Annotated in this window: 10 protein-coding genes; 6 read left to right on the top strand and 4 right to left on the bottom strand. The window is 53.5% G+C overall.

Translation table 11 applies throughout. The annotated features are described in order from the left end of the window. Positions 1-5 precede the first annotated feature (5 nt). Positions 6-1,742 (bottom strand): AMP-binding protein, encoded by a 1,737-nt coding sequence (locus M1E12_RS12205; protein ID WP_479561981.1) that lies wholly within the window; start codon positions 1,740-1,742, stop codon positions 6-8. A 264-nt stretch (positions 1,743-2,006) separates the two neighbouring features. Here M1E12_RS12205 and M1E12_RS12200 point away from each other — a divergent pair, with 264 nt between their 5' ends. Further along, positions 2,007-2,195 (top strand): helix-turn-helix domain-containing protein, encoded by a 189-nt coding sequence (locus M1E12_RS12200; protein WP_479564875.1) that lies wholly within the window; start codon positions 2,007-2,009, stop codon positions 2,193-2,195. Between the two features lie 79 nt (positions 2,196-2,274). Here M1E12_RS12200 and M1E12_RS12195 read toward each other — a convergent pair whose 3' ends face one another. Further along, the gene (locus M1E12_RS12195) at positions 2,275-2,766 is read right to left on the bottom strand and encodes a helix-turn-helix domain-containing protein (RefSeq protein WP_479561980.1); all 492 of its coding nucleotides are present in this window, start codon (positions 2,764-2,766) and stop codon (positions 2,275-2,277) included. A gap of 141 nt (positions 2,767-2,907) precedes the next feature. Between M1E12_RS12195 and M1E12_RS12190 the strand changes: the two genes are divergently transcribed. From M1E12_RS12190 to M1E12_RS12180, 3 genes are read left to right on the top strand one after another with little or no spacing between them, the layout of a single operon-like run. After that, positions 2,908-3,072, top strand: a complete 165-nt coding sequence (locus M1E12_RS12190; protein ID WP_479561979.1) for a hypothetical protein — start codon at positions 2,908-2,910, stop codon at positions 3,070-3,072. Beyond that, a complete protein-coding gene (locus M1E12_RS12185) occupies positions 3,072-3,395 on the top strand; it encodes a hypothetical protein (protein WP_479561978.1) in 324 nt (107 codons plus the stop codon). The genes M1E12_RS12190 and M1E12_RS12185 overlap by 1 nt, the downstream gene beginning before the upstream one ends. Further along, positions 3,395-5,431: an AAA family ATPase gene (locus M1E12_RS12180; protein ID WP_479561977.1), complete on the top strand. Its 2,037-nt coding sequence runs from the start codon at positions 3,395-3,397 to the stop codon at positions 5,429-5,431. The genes M1E12_RS12185 and M1E12_RS12180 overlap by 1 nt, the downstream gene beginning before the upstream one ends. Before the next feature lie 367 nt (positions 5,432-5,798). Here the strand turns inward: M1E12_RS12180 and M1E12_RS12175 are convergent, their stop codons facing one another. Together M1E12_RS12175 and M1E12_RS12170 are read right to left on the bottom strand one after the other, a co-directional pair. Beyond that, a complete protein-coding gene (locus tag M1E12_RS12175; protein WP_479561976.1) occupies positions 5,799-7,919 on the bottom strand; it encodes a DEAD/DEAH box helicase in 2,121 nt (706 codons plus the stop codon). Continuing rightward, positions 7,916-8,755, bottom strand: coding sequence for a HamA C-terminal domain-containing protein (locus tag M1E12_RS12170; protein ID WP_479561975.1), 840 nt, complete (start codon positions 8,753-8,755; stop codon positions 7,916-7,918). Before M1E12_RS12170 ends, M1E12_RS12175 begins: the two co-directional genes overlap by 4 nt. Before the next feature lie 171 nt (positions 8,756-8,926). On the opposite strand from M1E12_RS12170, the gene M1E12_RS12165 reads away from it, so the two are divergent. Both M1E12_RS12165 and M1E12_RS12160 read left to right on the top strand, forming a co-directional pair. After that, on the top strand, positions 8,927-9,724 hold the full coding sequence (locus M1E12_RS12165) for a hypothetical protein (RefSeq protein WP_479561974.1): 798 nt from the start codon (positions 8,927-8,929) through the stop codon (positions 9,722-9,724). A 309-nt stretch (positions 9,725-10,033) separates the two neighbouring features. Next, on the top strand, positions 10,034-14,392 hold the full coding sequence (locus tag M1E12_RS12160) for an NACHT domain-containing protein (protein ID WP_479561973.1): 4,359 nt from the start codon (positions 10,034-10,036) through the stop codon (positions 14,390-14,392). Positions 14,393-14,399: the final 7 nt, after the last annotated feature.

Genomic DNA, 14,399 nt, shown 5'->3' with positions numbered 1-14,399 from the left:
TCCGCTCACTTCTTGAACTCTGCCAGCACTTCGGCCTTCAGATCCTTGCGCAGGATCTTGCCGATCGGCGTCTTGGGCAGGGCATCACGGAAAACGATGGATTTCGGCACCTTGTAGTCGCTGAGCAGCGTCTTGCAGTGGCTGCGGATCGCGTCTTCCGTCAGGTCGCCCTCATGATCGGGGTTCTTCACCACATAGGCGCGCACCGCTTCACCGGTCTTCGCGTCGGGGATTGCCACGACGGCGGCTTCGAGCACCGCATCCATCTTGGCAAGCGCGTCTTCCACCTCATTCGGATAGACGTTGAAGCCCGAGACGAGCACCAGATCCTTCTTGCGGTCGACGATTTTCAGGAAGCCTTGCCCGTCCATGACCGCGATATCGCCGGTTGCAAACCAGCCGTTCTGCAGGGCTGTCGCAGTCTCGTCGGGGCGTTGCCAATACCCGAGCATGACCTGGCGGCCACGCACCAAGAGTTCGCCCGGTTCGCCGGGCGGCACCTGCTTGCCGTCGGCATCCACCAGGATCACGTCGCAGCCTGGCACCGGGACGCCGATGCTGCCGGCTCGTGCCCGGTCGTCCAGCGGATTGAAGCTGACGAGCGGCGAGGTTTCGCTGAGGCCGTAACCTTCCGCGATCGGGGTTCCCGTCATCACCCGCCAGCGGGTGGCGACCGCTTCATGCAGCGCGGTGCCACCGGCGATCGCCGCACGCAGCTTCCGGGGCGGATAGGCGGCAAACCATTCCTCGTTCATCAGGCCGTTGAACAGCGTGTTGACGCCGGTGATCCAGGTGATCGGGTAGTTTTCGATGGCGCGTTGCAGGTTCTGCACCGGGCGCGGCGAGGGGATCAGGATGTTGCGGGCACCCAGTTCGAAGAAGGTCATCAGGTTCGCCGTGAAGGCGAAGATATGATAGAGCGGCAGTGCCGTCAGCACCTGGTCCTCCCGGGCCATGACGCCGCCGGAGACCGCGCGCACCTGATCGAGATTGGTGAGGATGTTGCCGTGGGTGAGCATTGCACCCTTGGCGACGCCGGTGGTGCCGCCGGTATATTGCAAAAGTGCGAGGTCGTCGGGACCGGAAGCCGCCCACATGGCCTGCACATCCGCCCGGTGCGCGCGGCCCTTGGCCAGCGCCTCCTTGATCAGCAGGACGGGGACAGCGAGCTTCGGCACCGGCGGCAGCACCTTGTTCCAGACCTTCTGCACGCCGCGGATGATGATCTCCGGCAGCTTGGGGAAGAATTCCGGCACGCCTGCCAGGACCACCGTCTGAATGCCGGTCTTCGGCACAACGTCCGCAAGCTTGTCGGCGAACATGTCGACGATCACCAGCGCCTTGGCGCCGGAATCATTGAACTGGTGCACCATCTCGCTCGGCGTGTAGAGCGGGTTGGTGTTGACCAGGATGCAGCCGGCCTTGAAGACGCCGAAGGCAACGACGGGGTAGGGCAGGCCATTGGGCAGCTGCACGGCGACCCGGTCGCCGGCGCGCAGGCCGCAGTCATGATGCAGGAAGGCGGCGAAAGCATCCGACATCTCGCCGATTTCGGCATAGGTCAGGCTGCCGTTCATGCCGTTCGGTACGACGCAGGTAAACGCCTTGCGCGGACCGTTAGCAGCACAAGATTGATCGACCAGATCGGCGATGCTCCGGTAGCGAAGGTCTCCCAGTTCCTGTGGAATGCTTGTGCCATAGGCCGCCAGCCACGGCCGTGGCGGCGTGAAGATATGTTCCATGTTTCCTCCCCGAAAGCGCTCTGCGGCGCCCTTGCCGTTCCAGCCCTGCGTTGAACTGCAGGGCGTGGAACAGGGAAAGGATGAATTTGTCTTTGGTCAAAGTCCAGCGATTTCGGGGGCTTGGCAGCCTCGGACCGGCGTTCTCGTGGGGCAAGACCGGCCCAATCCCATCACGTCCGCGTTATCGCGCGACGCGTGCATGCCAATTGGGTGTCGGGAAGTCGGAGAGAAGAAGGATTTTGAGGATGGCGCACCAAGAATGACATAAAAGCGAACCCCGAGCAATTCTGGAGTTTTTCTTTAAGAAAACAGTCTCTTAGCGAAGACCCACGAATGCGAAAAGCAGTTATGCTTAAAGCTGCCGGTTACACACATGCGTGGATAGCTGAAGCTTTGAATGTGTCTTTATCCACCGCGAAACGTTACACCCGCACGGGCAAAGGGGCGGAGTGAAGACGTCCACGGCGTCTTCTATTGGAGCCTAGATACAGCATAGAGGCCTTTAATCCTGCGTATGTCTGTAACTTAGCTTCTACTGAAGCACGTTATTGATCCAGCGCGCACCTGCTCCGTGAGACGACGTCCCCTTCGTGACCTCGATATTTAGATCGCGAAGGCAAAGCTCTATTTTTTTCAATGTCTCCAAGTTTATCGACTTCAATTCTCCCCGCTCAAACAACGCGATAAATTTTCGGCCGACCTGGGCTTGCTCAGCCAACTTTTCTTGGGAAAGGTCGGCAAGACCTCGCGCGGCGCGAAAAACTTGCCCACCAAACGCGTCTGCCTTGTCTGGTGACTTCCATCGGATTCCGGCACCGTATCCGTCTGTTGGATCAAGAAACTCGACCCCGTGGACTTCGTAAAAGGCTTTAACTGTCAAAGCTGCGCTTGGCAGCCGTTGCCGCGTGCCGTTCTCTAAAGTGATTAGGAACCGGCCAGTCAGCTTGCACGAGGTTTCAACATGACTTTGGCTGTAGCCAAGCAGAAATCGTGCAGCTCGCAGAAGGGCCGGAAGTGATTGCATTCTCTCAAGAAATCGCTGGAGCTTGAAATGTCAACATAGGTGATATTTCGATCCTTTTAATGAGTTTTCGATCTTTTTCTTTGCATTTAGGTCCCGAATCGGTGTTTTTGATGCGTATCAAACGAATCAAGAGGACGTCCGATGACTGAAATTCCTTTTAAGTTTGGACCTGAATTCCGCTCGGAAGTGCCGCTGGAACGTAAGAGCCAGCAACTCGACTTGGCTTTCATATTCGCCGTGCCTGATTTTGCACGCCAGGTCTCTCCTCAAATCTCGCGGCTGCCGCTGGCTTGTGGAGAGGTGTGATGTTGCCATCTGACAAAGCGAACACTCGCACCGAATTAGCTGATCTCGCCAATAAGCTGCGAGACCTTGCCTCCGCTCTTGATGAATTGAGTTCCGTCGGTCCGGAGGGGATCGAAGCTAGTGTCTCGATTTCGGAGTGGACTTTCGCAAATCGGGTCGTGCCCATCCTCGTAGGAAGGATGATGGGTCACCCCTCAATCAAGAATGGCAATATCGGTGCGACAACCGAGATTTTTTATATTGATGCGACCGCTGGTTTGGCTCGGTCGTTCAATCGCTGGTACCGGTTAGGCCCCGGGGCCCACGACCAATTGGTGGTGTGATGAGCGACAAGCACGGTTCTCAAATTGATGAGTTTATCGATGCGTTGCGAGCTGTAACGCACGCAAAACGGGAGCTTAATCGCTTAATTCAAGAAGCTCCTCAGCGGCTTTATCGTGGTCGCGGCAGAGAGCTACTTGATAAAAGTCCGCGTGAATTCCTTGGATACTGCGCTCTAGTTCGCATTCTCAAACGGCAATATGGATTCCTGTCGAAAGGCGGCGGGGTTCTGGTAGTACGAGTGCCTTCTCGCTGGCCCATAGAAGACTTCGAGCCTCTTGCGGATTTATGTTTGGGGCCTGGCAAGAACAGAGACACCTTAGATTTCAGTGTGTGCTGTCACACCTCTCGGAACCGAAAGGGCAAATGGGATTTCCAGCCGCAGAGATACCTCTCCGCTCCTAGGACAATCGTGTTCATTTCAAAGGGAAATGAACTGCACGCGGAATTCGAAGCAGTGGTCGACTGGACAGCGGATTTGGATGTTTTGGATCATCGGTGCGTTGAAGGTCTCTGCAGATATTTGGGGAGCGGTAGGCTTTCTGACGATGACAGAGAATTTCTTCAGCAACAGGACGTCGGCATTATCGACAGTGCGTTTCGGCGCGGCAAGCCCGCAGAAAGAGCTATTGGGAGACTTAGAAAGCTGGTGTCGCATGGAGCCGACAAACGCACCCTTCCTTTGTCGTCATTTGGTTCTGCAGGAGAATGGGGACAACGCCTAAAGCGTGATCTTGCGCTTTGGAGGGAAGGAGTTCTCCCCTGGAACCAAATCGACAAAGGAATTCTGCTCTACGGACCTCCTGGAACCGGCAAGACGACATTTGCGAAATCATTAGCCGTCGAGTGCGATGCGCACTTTATCGCGTCCTCACTCGGTCAATGGCAGAGTGCTGGGCACATGGGCGACTTGCTCAACGCAATGTACGCAACTTTTGCGGATGCAAAGGCATCTGCTCCGTCGATATTGTTAGTGGACGAGTTCGATTCATTCGGCCATCGGGCAAAACTTTCTGGTGACAATGCCCAGTACATGTTGGAAGTCATCAACGCGATGCTGGAAGCAGTAGACGGCGCTACCGGCCGTGAAGGTGTGATCATCGTCGCGGCGAGCAATCTCCCTGAACGAATTGACCCGGCTTTCCTTCGTCCTGGACGTTTGGAAAAACACATCGAATTGTCGAAGCCCGATATCGCAGGGCGAGAGGCAATCCTCACACACTATCTGCCTGAATTCTCCGGGAACGGCGTCTTGAAAGAGGTCGCGAGGAATTTGAGCGGCAAAGGCGGTGCCGATCTTGAGTATATAGCTCGCCAGGTGCGGCAGCGTGCACGAGACGACAGCCGATCTCCTCAGATCGCTGACCTTGTCGAATTAGTCCCGGTCTTCATTCCGTTAAAGCCGGATGAATTATGGAGAATCTGCCTTCACGAAGCAGGCCACGCCGTGCTCGCGAAGGTTTTCGACATCGGACTTATCACCTCGGTCGAAATCTACACGGATGACCATCGCGCCGACCAGGACGATGACGTTCACGGTCGAACAACGATATTCGCCCCGCACGTCACATTGCAGACTGAGAGTTCCTATCGTGCCGAGATCGCCATGAAGCTTGCTGGTCTTGCGGCCGAGGAATTGTTCATCGGGGACCGATCAACGGCTTCCGGCGGCCTAGAGAAAGGCGACCTTGTCGAAGCAACCGAATTAGCCATCCGGATGGTCGGTATGTTCGGAATGGGCAATACACTACACGTCTTACCGGTGCGCTTCCTCGACACCAAAGATGCGGCGCTGTTCCAAAAATATCCGTTCATTCGGCAGGAGATAGATGACATTTTGAAGTCCGCATTGGAAGAAGCACGTATGACCCTCGCGGAACATAGGGATGTCGTCTTCTCATTGGCCGAAGCCTTGAGACAGCAGCGCAGCGTTACCGGGCAAGTTTTGGCCGCTCTCCTCCGTCCTTTGCCTTCTGGGAACCCCAGCGCAGTTTTTGCCAGCAGCCGCAACCTAAACAACAGGCCTATGGCACCGTAGCACGCTGCAGCCCGTCCTTCAGGCCAGACAGGTGTACAGCGCATCTCCGACAAACCCCTGAAACTTATGAGACAAGCCCATGCGCGCATGGATCGTCAGCGATATGCATGTCATGACCCCGCCAGCGCGCAAATAGCTATACCTGACGCTGATATCTGCATCTGCGCTGAATCGTAAGCAACCCAATGGGCCATAGTCGGGAAACGACAGGTTTTCGGCCGGAGTTCGTGATTAAAATCTGAATACCTCGTTCGGCTGATTTCCCATCTTTTGGACTGTCTTTCCTTTCACATCAGCGGATCGGATCGGAGGTGTCCGAAACTAGTGGCGTGTAAGGGAGAAAACAAACAGACGCGAGGAACGGTCACTACTTCTCAGCCGCCAGTTCGATCAATAGCTTATCGATTTCGCCTAGACCAAGTCCTTCCAAATCGAGCCGCGCAATCTGTCCAAGAGCATCCTTCCTATCGACCGGAGCGGCGAGATGCTTGGCCAAACGTTCCGCTAATGGTAGCGGAATTCCGGCTTCGTCGACCTGCTTCATCCAGGGAGGCCGGAACCAGCTTTCCAACGACGAGATGAATGGCCCATAATTGGCGTCCTCCAAGGGCTCGTTCATCAAAACCAGAGCCTCGATTGCAGCAAGCGACCGAGGGAAAGCGAATTCGCACGCCTGAAGGAAACGAAACGCATCATCGATACCTTTTGCTTTGTCACGCGGAGCAAAGGTCCTCTCAAACCAGCGCAGATACTTCGGTAGAGTCGAAATTTTTTGGAGTTGCGCCCATGACCAAGCGACCTGTTTTCCGCTCCCCATGCCAAACTGCTCGCCCCGGGCTCTGGCGATGGTGACGGCGAGTTCAGCGATCTCAATCCTCTGCTCCTTAGACGGAAAACCCTTCCAGAGTAGTAGACCCGGATTATCTATCAGCGTCTGCTTAATGCGGCTGTTCGCGAGCATCAGGTTATCGACGCCCAGCGCGCCGTGCTCCTTCAGCACAGCGATACTCAGCCCTGTTGCGGCAGGCAGTCTGTCCTTCCGTGACTTACCCGCCGGGGATAGCTCGTCGCTATCGACGTTCATGAGGATGTAGTCGGAAGAAGATGCGGGGTCAGAAAGAATGGGTATTTCTACGTTCGTCTCTACAACCTCCGGCGGGGTATAGTATATGAATGCTCGCCCTACGAAATGCCTCATCATCCGCCCGACGCGTCCACGAATATTTGCGAATGAAAAGAAGTCCAGATCAGCGCGATGATTAATCTTCTTATCAAAGATGAAGACGTTAGCCGCTGACGTGTTCACACCTTCTACCAGCGTCGATGTGCAGATTAGGATTTTTATTATGCCACGGTCGAAAAGCTGAATGAATAGTTGTCCGAGTGACCGAGGAAGCCGTCCGTGATGCACGGCGATTGCCCTCTCTGTCCCATCGCCGACGGGCCAGGCCGGGTGATAGTTTTCAGCGATCCAGGCCTTCAATTGAGACCCTATGCGGTTTGCCGTGCCAAGCTCCTCAGCGACGAACTCTTTCATGAGGTTTTGGGCCGACCCCGGGGTTGCTGTAAAAACGATTGAGCTTTCATCCCCGACACCTGCAAGATCGGAAAGGAGCGAATGCTTTTTATCCTCGCGGGACGAGCGGTCGAAGATATTGACAGATACAGTTCGATAGTCGGTTTGCACGAACCGAAAATTGCCTCGGTACTGGTCACCCAGGAAGATTGTCTTGATATGCGGCCCGGCCATGAAACACTGCTTTGACGCGGGCAATGCACGATACAGGGCGATATTCAGGTTCTCGTATCGATCATCTTGGCGTGTGGGATCGAGCTTGTAAAACTCATCGACAAAAAGCAGATCAATCCTTTTGACGTCTTTGCGTTGCAGGAACCGCTCCTGAGTAAGGACAAAGATCGTTGGCCGAATAGGATCAGCGGCGTCCGTCACAGTCGTGACAATGTCGTATCTATCCCCGAAGCGGCGTGTGAGACGTCGACGCGTTTCATCGATCAGCGCAATGGTTGGCAAGAGCATCACAACGGTGTTCGGTGACTTATACGTCAGAAAGGCGTCAACGAGCATGCTTTTTCCAAAGCTCGTCGGAGCGCTGAGGATTACATTGTCGCCTGCCAGCAAATGAAGCAGAATTTCCATCTGCTTGGAGTGCAGGTACAGTTTCTCGTCGAGTTGTATCGCGTGTGCTTCGATAACTGCCTGGCCGAACAAGCTGAACTTGTCGCTGTTGACGTAAGGATAAAGTCCGCACTCCTCAGCCAGCATCTCGACAACCGCGAGGCAATCTTCTGGAATTTGCCCCTGACGTCGGGCCTCCAGCAAACGGATCGATATTTCGAGTGCTTCGTCGTCCTCTCGATCATCAGAATGAGCAAGCGAAATACCCGCGCTGGTCATTGCATCAAAGATATCGTCAGCACTAAGCATCCTATCCGGTTCAAGAGTGCGCAAACGTTCCAGGATCGTCATAGGAAAGCCTCTAATTTTTTGTCGAAACTCTCGATCACCGCTTTCTTGTTGTTCATAGGCACGAACATCAGCACGAATTTTACCGTGAGACCTGCTGCTTTATCAGAAAAATAAGTCCGTAACTTCTCAGCTTCAGTTTGAAGTTCTGCAATGTAATTTGAAGACAAATTTTTATGAGACGCTACAGTGTCACTGTTGTAAGCGATCAAAATCGGGAAAACCGCCCGTTTCAGAAGCTCGTCCTTCGACGTTTGAGGTTTGAACGCCTTTTTTACTGCCTCTCGATTGGGAATTCCCTCGGCAACATGGCCAAGAATCATCGCCTTCTCCGTATCTAAAAACGCAGGAATTAGATGATCTCTCACCGAGGCGACAGCATCCTGAATCCCTTTCAACGGATCAGAGTAAAACTTCGACTCGCCGAGCCAAATTTCAAAATCATCGCCCTTGGGCAAGATGTGGACCCCATCGAAGCCTTTCACCGTGTCATTGGAAGACGTTTTGAGCACGAGCTTGCAAAGCACCGGGCAAGTCCCGAAGTGCTGTATGCATGCCAAGTGGAATATCAGCTCGCCAATCTCTCCTCTCGATGCTGTCTTCTTCGTGTTGTAAATGTGCGCGGCGGCGAGCTGCAGCATTTCCACAAAATTGTTGGCTCCGAATGCCAATTGGTTTTCCTGGCTCAACGCTGCGAACGGTAACCATTGGAAGAGATGATCCGCGAACGGCTTTGCACGCCAATGGTCGCTGTCAAACCCCGCGCACAGCGATGAAAAGGGCGGCAGGTCTACGCATTCCGCTCGGACTTCTAGAAACTTATCAGGATACTTCAGCATGTCGCTGCAATGCCACCTCAACCATGCATAGAATCGCGCTATAACTTTCCCTTATTTCTATTGGCTTCACAACAATCAGCAGATAAGGATTGAGTGAAGATATGTGGACGATAGACGTTTTCCCACCAACTACCCCTGAAACGATTATACACGTTGCGTGAGGAGCATATTTTGTCGCCAAAGCGGAAGAACCGGCCGACTAAGAAGCGGATTGAGCACCTTTATGGGACGACGGTCGGAGACGTGACCTCTCTCTCTATCAGCGTCAACCCGTCAACGGGCGAATTCAAGTTCAACCAGCCTATGGAAAACACGTATTCCGAGGTCAGCTATGAACGGCCGAAAGGACCAAAAGTCCTTACCAGGATTCCCCAAAGCGCTGGCTCTATGAGCTTTGATCCCAAAGACGCGTTGTCCCGGAATTACGATTACACCATCGCAGTGGACACGAACACTCGCTCAATAAAGGGGCACGAGGTGTCTGTGACAGCCGTGGTGTCGTTCAAGGAAGCGCCTCCACCTGAAGGCGCGGACGCCTATTGGAAACTCGATATCCCCTTTTGCTGGGAATTCATCAACCTCACGACAGACAAGAAAGAAAACCTTGGTTGGCTCGCAGCTTTGGAAGAGCTGCTATACCGGGGAATGATAAAGCAAGGGGACCGTGTCGGAATGGTTGTAGACTCCGACCTCGGCAACATCCCGGCAATCAACGCACGTCAGGTGCCGGTCTTCGACGCGACCTATCTTCCTGTTGGTGTCCAGCTGATCTACGGGAGCGCGGACACCGGCCGTGAGAACGTAGTCAACCGCGTGCTCCAGGCCGCTGACTCCGCCGCCAACCAAGTCTTAGATGTCATTGAAAATGGCGACGTGGAATTCAACAAATGCGACCGGCCGACAAAATGGTATTCAGGCTACCGGATCATCAATGCAGACGTAGTGCAAATGGGTGATATCAAATTCTGACGGTGCCATATGACAACGACAACGATCCATGTCGTTTTCCGTATCATGCATCCGGGAAAAAGACTGATGTGTGATAGCTCGGGGCTATCAAGTATTTTGACACAGAATGCTCACAGCCTCAGAACACGTTAACTAGACTGCTGCTGCAAATATCGGTTTGCGGCAAAACTTGGCGGACTTCCTCTGTGCTTCGGTCGAACCATATTGTTTCCTGGTGAAAACCCATCAATCGGATGAAAATGCGATTGAGCGATCTGAATGTCGGGAAAATCTGCATGTGACAACTGACGAGTCGCAGGTGCCTGGTCGATGGATGAATTCATAGAGCTTCGTCGAAATTTTTATTCCGTTCCACAAGACGTTGCAAATCTGGCCGACTACGAAGAGAGGCCGCGTTGGGCTTTGTCTTCGGCAATTCACTGGGATGATCTAGAGACTGAATACCGGACCATTATTCTCGCAGAGGCCGGGTCCGGGAAAACCATAGAAATACAGCAAGCGGCAAAGAGGATCAGAGCCGCCGGGAAGCAGGCATTTTTCATTCGTCTGGAATATCTTCTGGACGGAATCGAGGATGCCTTCGATGACCAACTGACAGGCTCCTTTCACGAATTTGAGCACTGGCTCAGGTCTGACGATGAAGGTTGGTTGTTCCTAGACTCGGTCGACGAAGCAAGACTAAGCGATCCCCGGGACTTCGAAAGGGCGATCAGAAGGCTAGCCAGAAAGCTGGGGTCGGCGTGTCAACGTAGCCATATCTTCATAACGAGCAGGATTTCAGAATGGCGTCCAAAGACGGACCTTGATCTTATTGTGGCCCAGCTCCCCTATCAGGCCGAAGCTGAAGCGACCCGGCCGAACGTCGATATGGCAGGGTCGGAACGCGTGGATGAGGTACTCTTTTCCGACATTCAAGATGATGGCCAAGCATCAGAGCCCAAAGAAATGCGAAGGACGATTCGCGTCGTTACTCTTGGTCATCTGGATGACGACCAGGTTAAGCAATTGGCTCGCGCCTTAAACGTCACCAACGAAAATGAATTCTTCGACCAGGTCGAGCGGAGAGATGTCAGAGACTACCTCTCTCGCCCACAAGATTTTATCGAGCTGGTCAGCTTCTGGAAGACCAACGGGCGCATTGGTACGCGCGCAGAGTTGCTGGAAGCGGATATTGAATTGAGGCTTCGGGAGCGCGATCCAAATCGAGATCGACTGAGACCGCTGACTTGGAGCAAAGCGTATTCTGGCGCAAAGCGTCTTGCTGCGGCCGTGACCTATCAGAAAATATCTCGCATTCAGGTGCCAGATACTCAGTTGCGCCCCGACTGCATCGACCCTTCGAAGGTGCTGGACGATTGGTCGGCAGACGACATTTCTTCTCTTTTAGCGCGCCCGATTTTCGACCAAGCGATATACGGTACGGTTCGATTTCATCATCGCTCTGTTCGTGAGTTCCTTTGTGCAGCTTGGTTGCTGGAACTGATTGCGGAAGGGAAATCGCGCCGCGAAATCGAAAACTTGTTGTTCAGGGTGCAATATGGCCTGGAAGTCGTTGTGCCCACCTCCAGGCCAATACTCCCTTGGCTGTGCATCGGCGATCAACGCATTCGCGAACGAGTGATGAAGATCGCACCGGACATTCTTTTCCACGATGGTGACCCAACGAAACTCCCACACGATGATCGAGCGGCGATCATAGGAGACGTGTGCAACCGAATTAAACAGGAAACGCTATTCCGCTCTTCAGTGGATTATTCAGCGATAAGGCGGTTCGCGACGGATGACTTGGAGCATACGATCAGCGACCTGCTCGTCCTCCACAAAAGCGACGCCAACGTGAACTCCCTTCTCCTTGGATTTGTTTGGCAGGGAAAGTACGCCTCATGCCGGGATGTCGCGTTTGAGATCGCCATTGATGCGGCTCAGGACACATACAGCCGAATTGCTGCCGTACGGGCTTTGAATGTAGTGGGGACCATCAAGCAGAAAACAGATGCAGCCACGTTGATCGCAAGATCGACACCTCAACCCAGCAGACGGCTTTTCTCTGAGGTAGTTGATCTGTTCGTTCCAGAGCACCTGCCTATCAGCGAGCTTTTGGCTTGCTTGGAACATACCATCGAACCTGAGGAAATAGGCTACTCTGACCTCGAACGATCTCTTAGAAATCTGATGGACCGTCTTTCAGAGGGCGACCTTGTTAAGACGCTTCACGGGCTGTCACCGCTGTTGAAGCGCTCACCGTTCGCGGAACGCAATCAGCTTGAGCTTTCACAAGCTTTTAAATGGCTTCTTCCCATAGCAGCCAAGATCGCGGCCCGATTGATCGCACTGAAATCTAGGCACGCCTTGGATCGAACCAGCCTCGGAGCAATATCCCTCACGTCCCTCAATAGTAACTGGAACGGAAACGGCGAAGAACGCCATAATTTTCAAGATGCCGTTAGGTCATGGGGAGACCTTAACAAGGCGCTCTTCTGGTTTGACGTGGAGGATGCCCGAAAGCTTAAACTAGCCGAAAATGGTGAGCGACTAACCGATTGGTGGCATGCCCGGATTTTCAGGGACTACTGGGAATTCAAAGCTGAAGACCTCCCATATTTCATTGCGCAGATAGAAGAGCGTGAAGATCAGGATGACAAGCTCGTCGCATTGACCATGGCCTTAAACCTTTATGTGCAGGCAGGAAGGCCAGCCGTAGAATTGAGAGCCCTTCGCCGAAAGGTCAAAGGAAATTCGGAGCTGGAAGCTGTGATGAATGAACGCCTGCGGCCTCCCAAACTTTCCGAGGCGGAGCGGAAATGGAAAAAGCAGGAGAGTGAATACAAGCGCCGACGCCGCGACCGAAAAAAGAGGGAAGCGGAAATCTACGAGCATAACCGACAGTGGCTCATCGAGAACCATGCCCAGATGCTGGACAATCGAGAAGCGGCGGCAGGGTCGGTTTGGCGTTGCCAGGTGAACCTTCATTCAGAAATGCGCAAGTCTGCGCCGGACAGAAATAAATGGGCCTATTCCAATTGGCGTGACCTGGAAGTGACGTACGGTTCTGCTGTCGCCCAGTCATTTCGGGATAGCATTGTGGCTTATTGGCGCGAGTACCAGCCGACACTTCGGTCTGAGGGATTGGAAAATCCGAACAGCGTACCGCATGCCATCGTACTTGGGCTCAGTGGAATTGCCATTGAAAGCAGCGAAACCATCGATTGGCCGTCCGGGCTCACGAAAGCGGAAGTAGACCGAGCAGTGCGGTACGCATTGTGGGAACTGAACGGATTCCCGGCATGGCTGGCGAGTTTGAGCAAAGCGTTTCCAGACATCGTTCATGAACGATTTGCAGCGGAGATCGAGTGGGAAGTTACTACATCTAACAACGAGGTAGACCCAAATTACCTGTTGTCGGATTTGCTATGGCATGGCCATGATCTGGCAATCGGCCTCTCTCGGACGATCATCGACATACTTAAGCGTAGAATGCCTAAAAACTACCGCAGCCTAGAAAGCGCTCTTCTTATCATCGTTCGTGATGAGGTGATCACAGACAACGAAATCGCCATATTTGCTTCCAGCTTGATAGATACGACTTCTGACTTTAAAACAAAATCCTTCCTTGTTGCACTCTTAGTGTCGGTCGATCCTGATCAGGGCATTGAGCGACTTCACGGCGTCCTTCGCGAACTCGAAAATGAGGAATTGCGAACGGAGTTTTGCATGAATTTTGCCGTGCAGCTTTTGGGTGGCAGACGGTCTGGTGGTAAGTTTCGGCAAAACTACAAAAACGCTCGTCACTTGCGACAGCTCCATTTTGTCCTGCATGAGAACATCAAACGGAAGGACGACATCGAGCGCGCAGGGAAAGGCGTCTATTCTCCGGGTCTCCGAGACGACGCCCAAGACGCGAGGAATACCGTCTTCAAGTTGCTCAGTGAGATTCCAGGTAAGGAGACCTATCTGGCACTCAAAGAAATCGCGGAGAACTATCCAGAAATCGAGACTCGGGCTTGGATGATGACCCATGCCGTAGGACGAGCTATCCAAGACTCAGATTTGCCCGCATGGCGGCCAAATGATGTGAAAGATTTTTCCCGTGAAGCCGAAGTCCTACCTTCCGATCACCGACAGCTATTCGAACTTGCGTGCTCGCGCCTTCTCGATCTCAAGGACGATCTAGAAAATGGAGACACTAGCATAGCCGATATACTGTTGAACGCGACCAAGGAAACGCAGCTGCGCAACTTCGTAAGCGGATGGCTTCGAGATCGCGCGCGTGGCCGGTACGTGGTTCCCCAGGAGGACGAACTAGCTGATGCGAAGAGACCAGACCTTCGCTTTTTGACAACCGGCTTTGACGGCCCTGTGCCCACCGAAGTTAAAATTGCCGACCGCTGGTCTGGCCCCAAACTATTTGAGCGGATCGAAAATCAACTTTGCAACGACTACCTTCGAGACAAGCGATCATCACATGGTATTTTTATGCTTTTAAGAAATGGAAAGCGGGCGTCATGGGCGAATCCAAAGAGCGCAGACACCTTGGACTTCTCTGCGCTTTGCCAAGCATTGCAGGACCATGCGCAGGCGCTAATAGTCAGCCGGGCGGATATTGAAGCCATTCAGGTTATTGGAATCGATCTCACCGTAAGATCATCTCCCAAAAGGGCGCAGCACTAGCATTTAC

It is taken from the genome of Rhizobium sp. K33 (genome assembly GCF_056501445.1).
This window is presented reverse-complemented; position numbering and strand designations above follow the sequence as displayed.

Excerpts from the sequence above, each read along its gene's own strand:
- M1E12_RS12205 (WP_479561981.1), bottom strand. The coding sequence starts at position 1,742 with ATGGAACATATCTTCACGCCGCCACGGCCGTGGCTGGCGGCCTATGGC.
- M1E12_RS12195 (WP_479561980.1), bottom strand. The coding sequence starts at position 2,766 with ATGCAATCACTTCCGGCCCTTCTGCGAGCTGCACGATTTCTGCTTGGC.
- M1E12_RS12190 (WP_479561979.1), top strand. The coding sequence starts at position 2,908 with ATGACTGAAATTCCTTTTAAGTTTGGACCTGAATTCCGCTCGGAAGTG.
- M1E12_RS12185 (WP_479561978.1), top strand. The coding sequence starts at position 3,072 with ATGTTGCCATCTGACAAAGCGAACACTCGCACCGAATTAGCTGATCTC.
- M1E12_RS12180 (WP_479561977.1), top strand. The coding sequence starts at position 3,395 with ATGAGCGACAAGCACGGTTCTCAAATTGATGAGTTTATCGATGCGTTG.
- M1E12_RS12175 (WP_479561976.1), bottom strand. The coding sequence starts at position 7,919 with ATGACGATCCTGGAACGTTTGCGCACTCTTGAACCGGATAGGATGCTT.
- M1E12_RS12170 (WP_479561975.1), bottom strand. The coding sequence starts at position 8,755 with ATGCTGAAGTATCCTGATAAGTTTCTAGAAGTCCGAGCGGAATGCGTA.
- M1E12_RS12160 (WP_479561973.1), top strand. The coding sequence starts at position 10,034 with ATGGATGAATTCATAGAGCTTCGTCGAAATTTTTATTCCGTTCCACAA.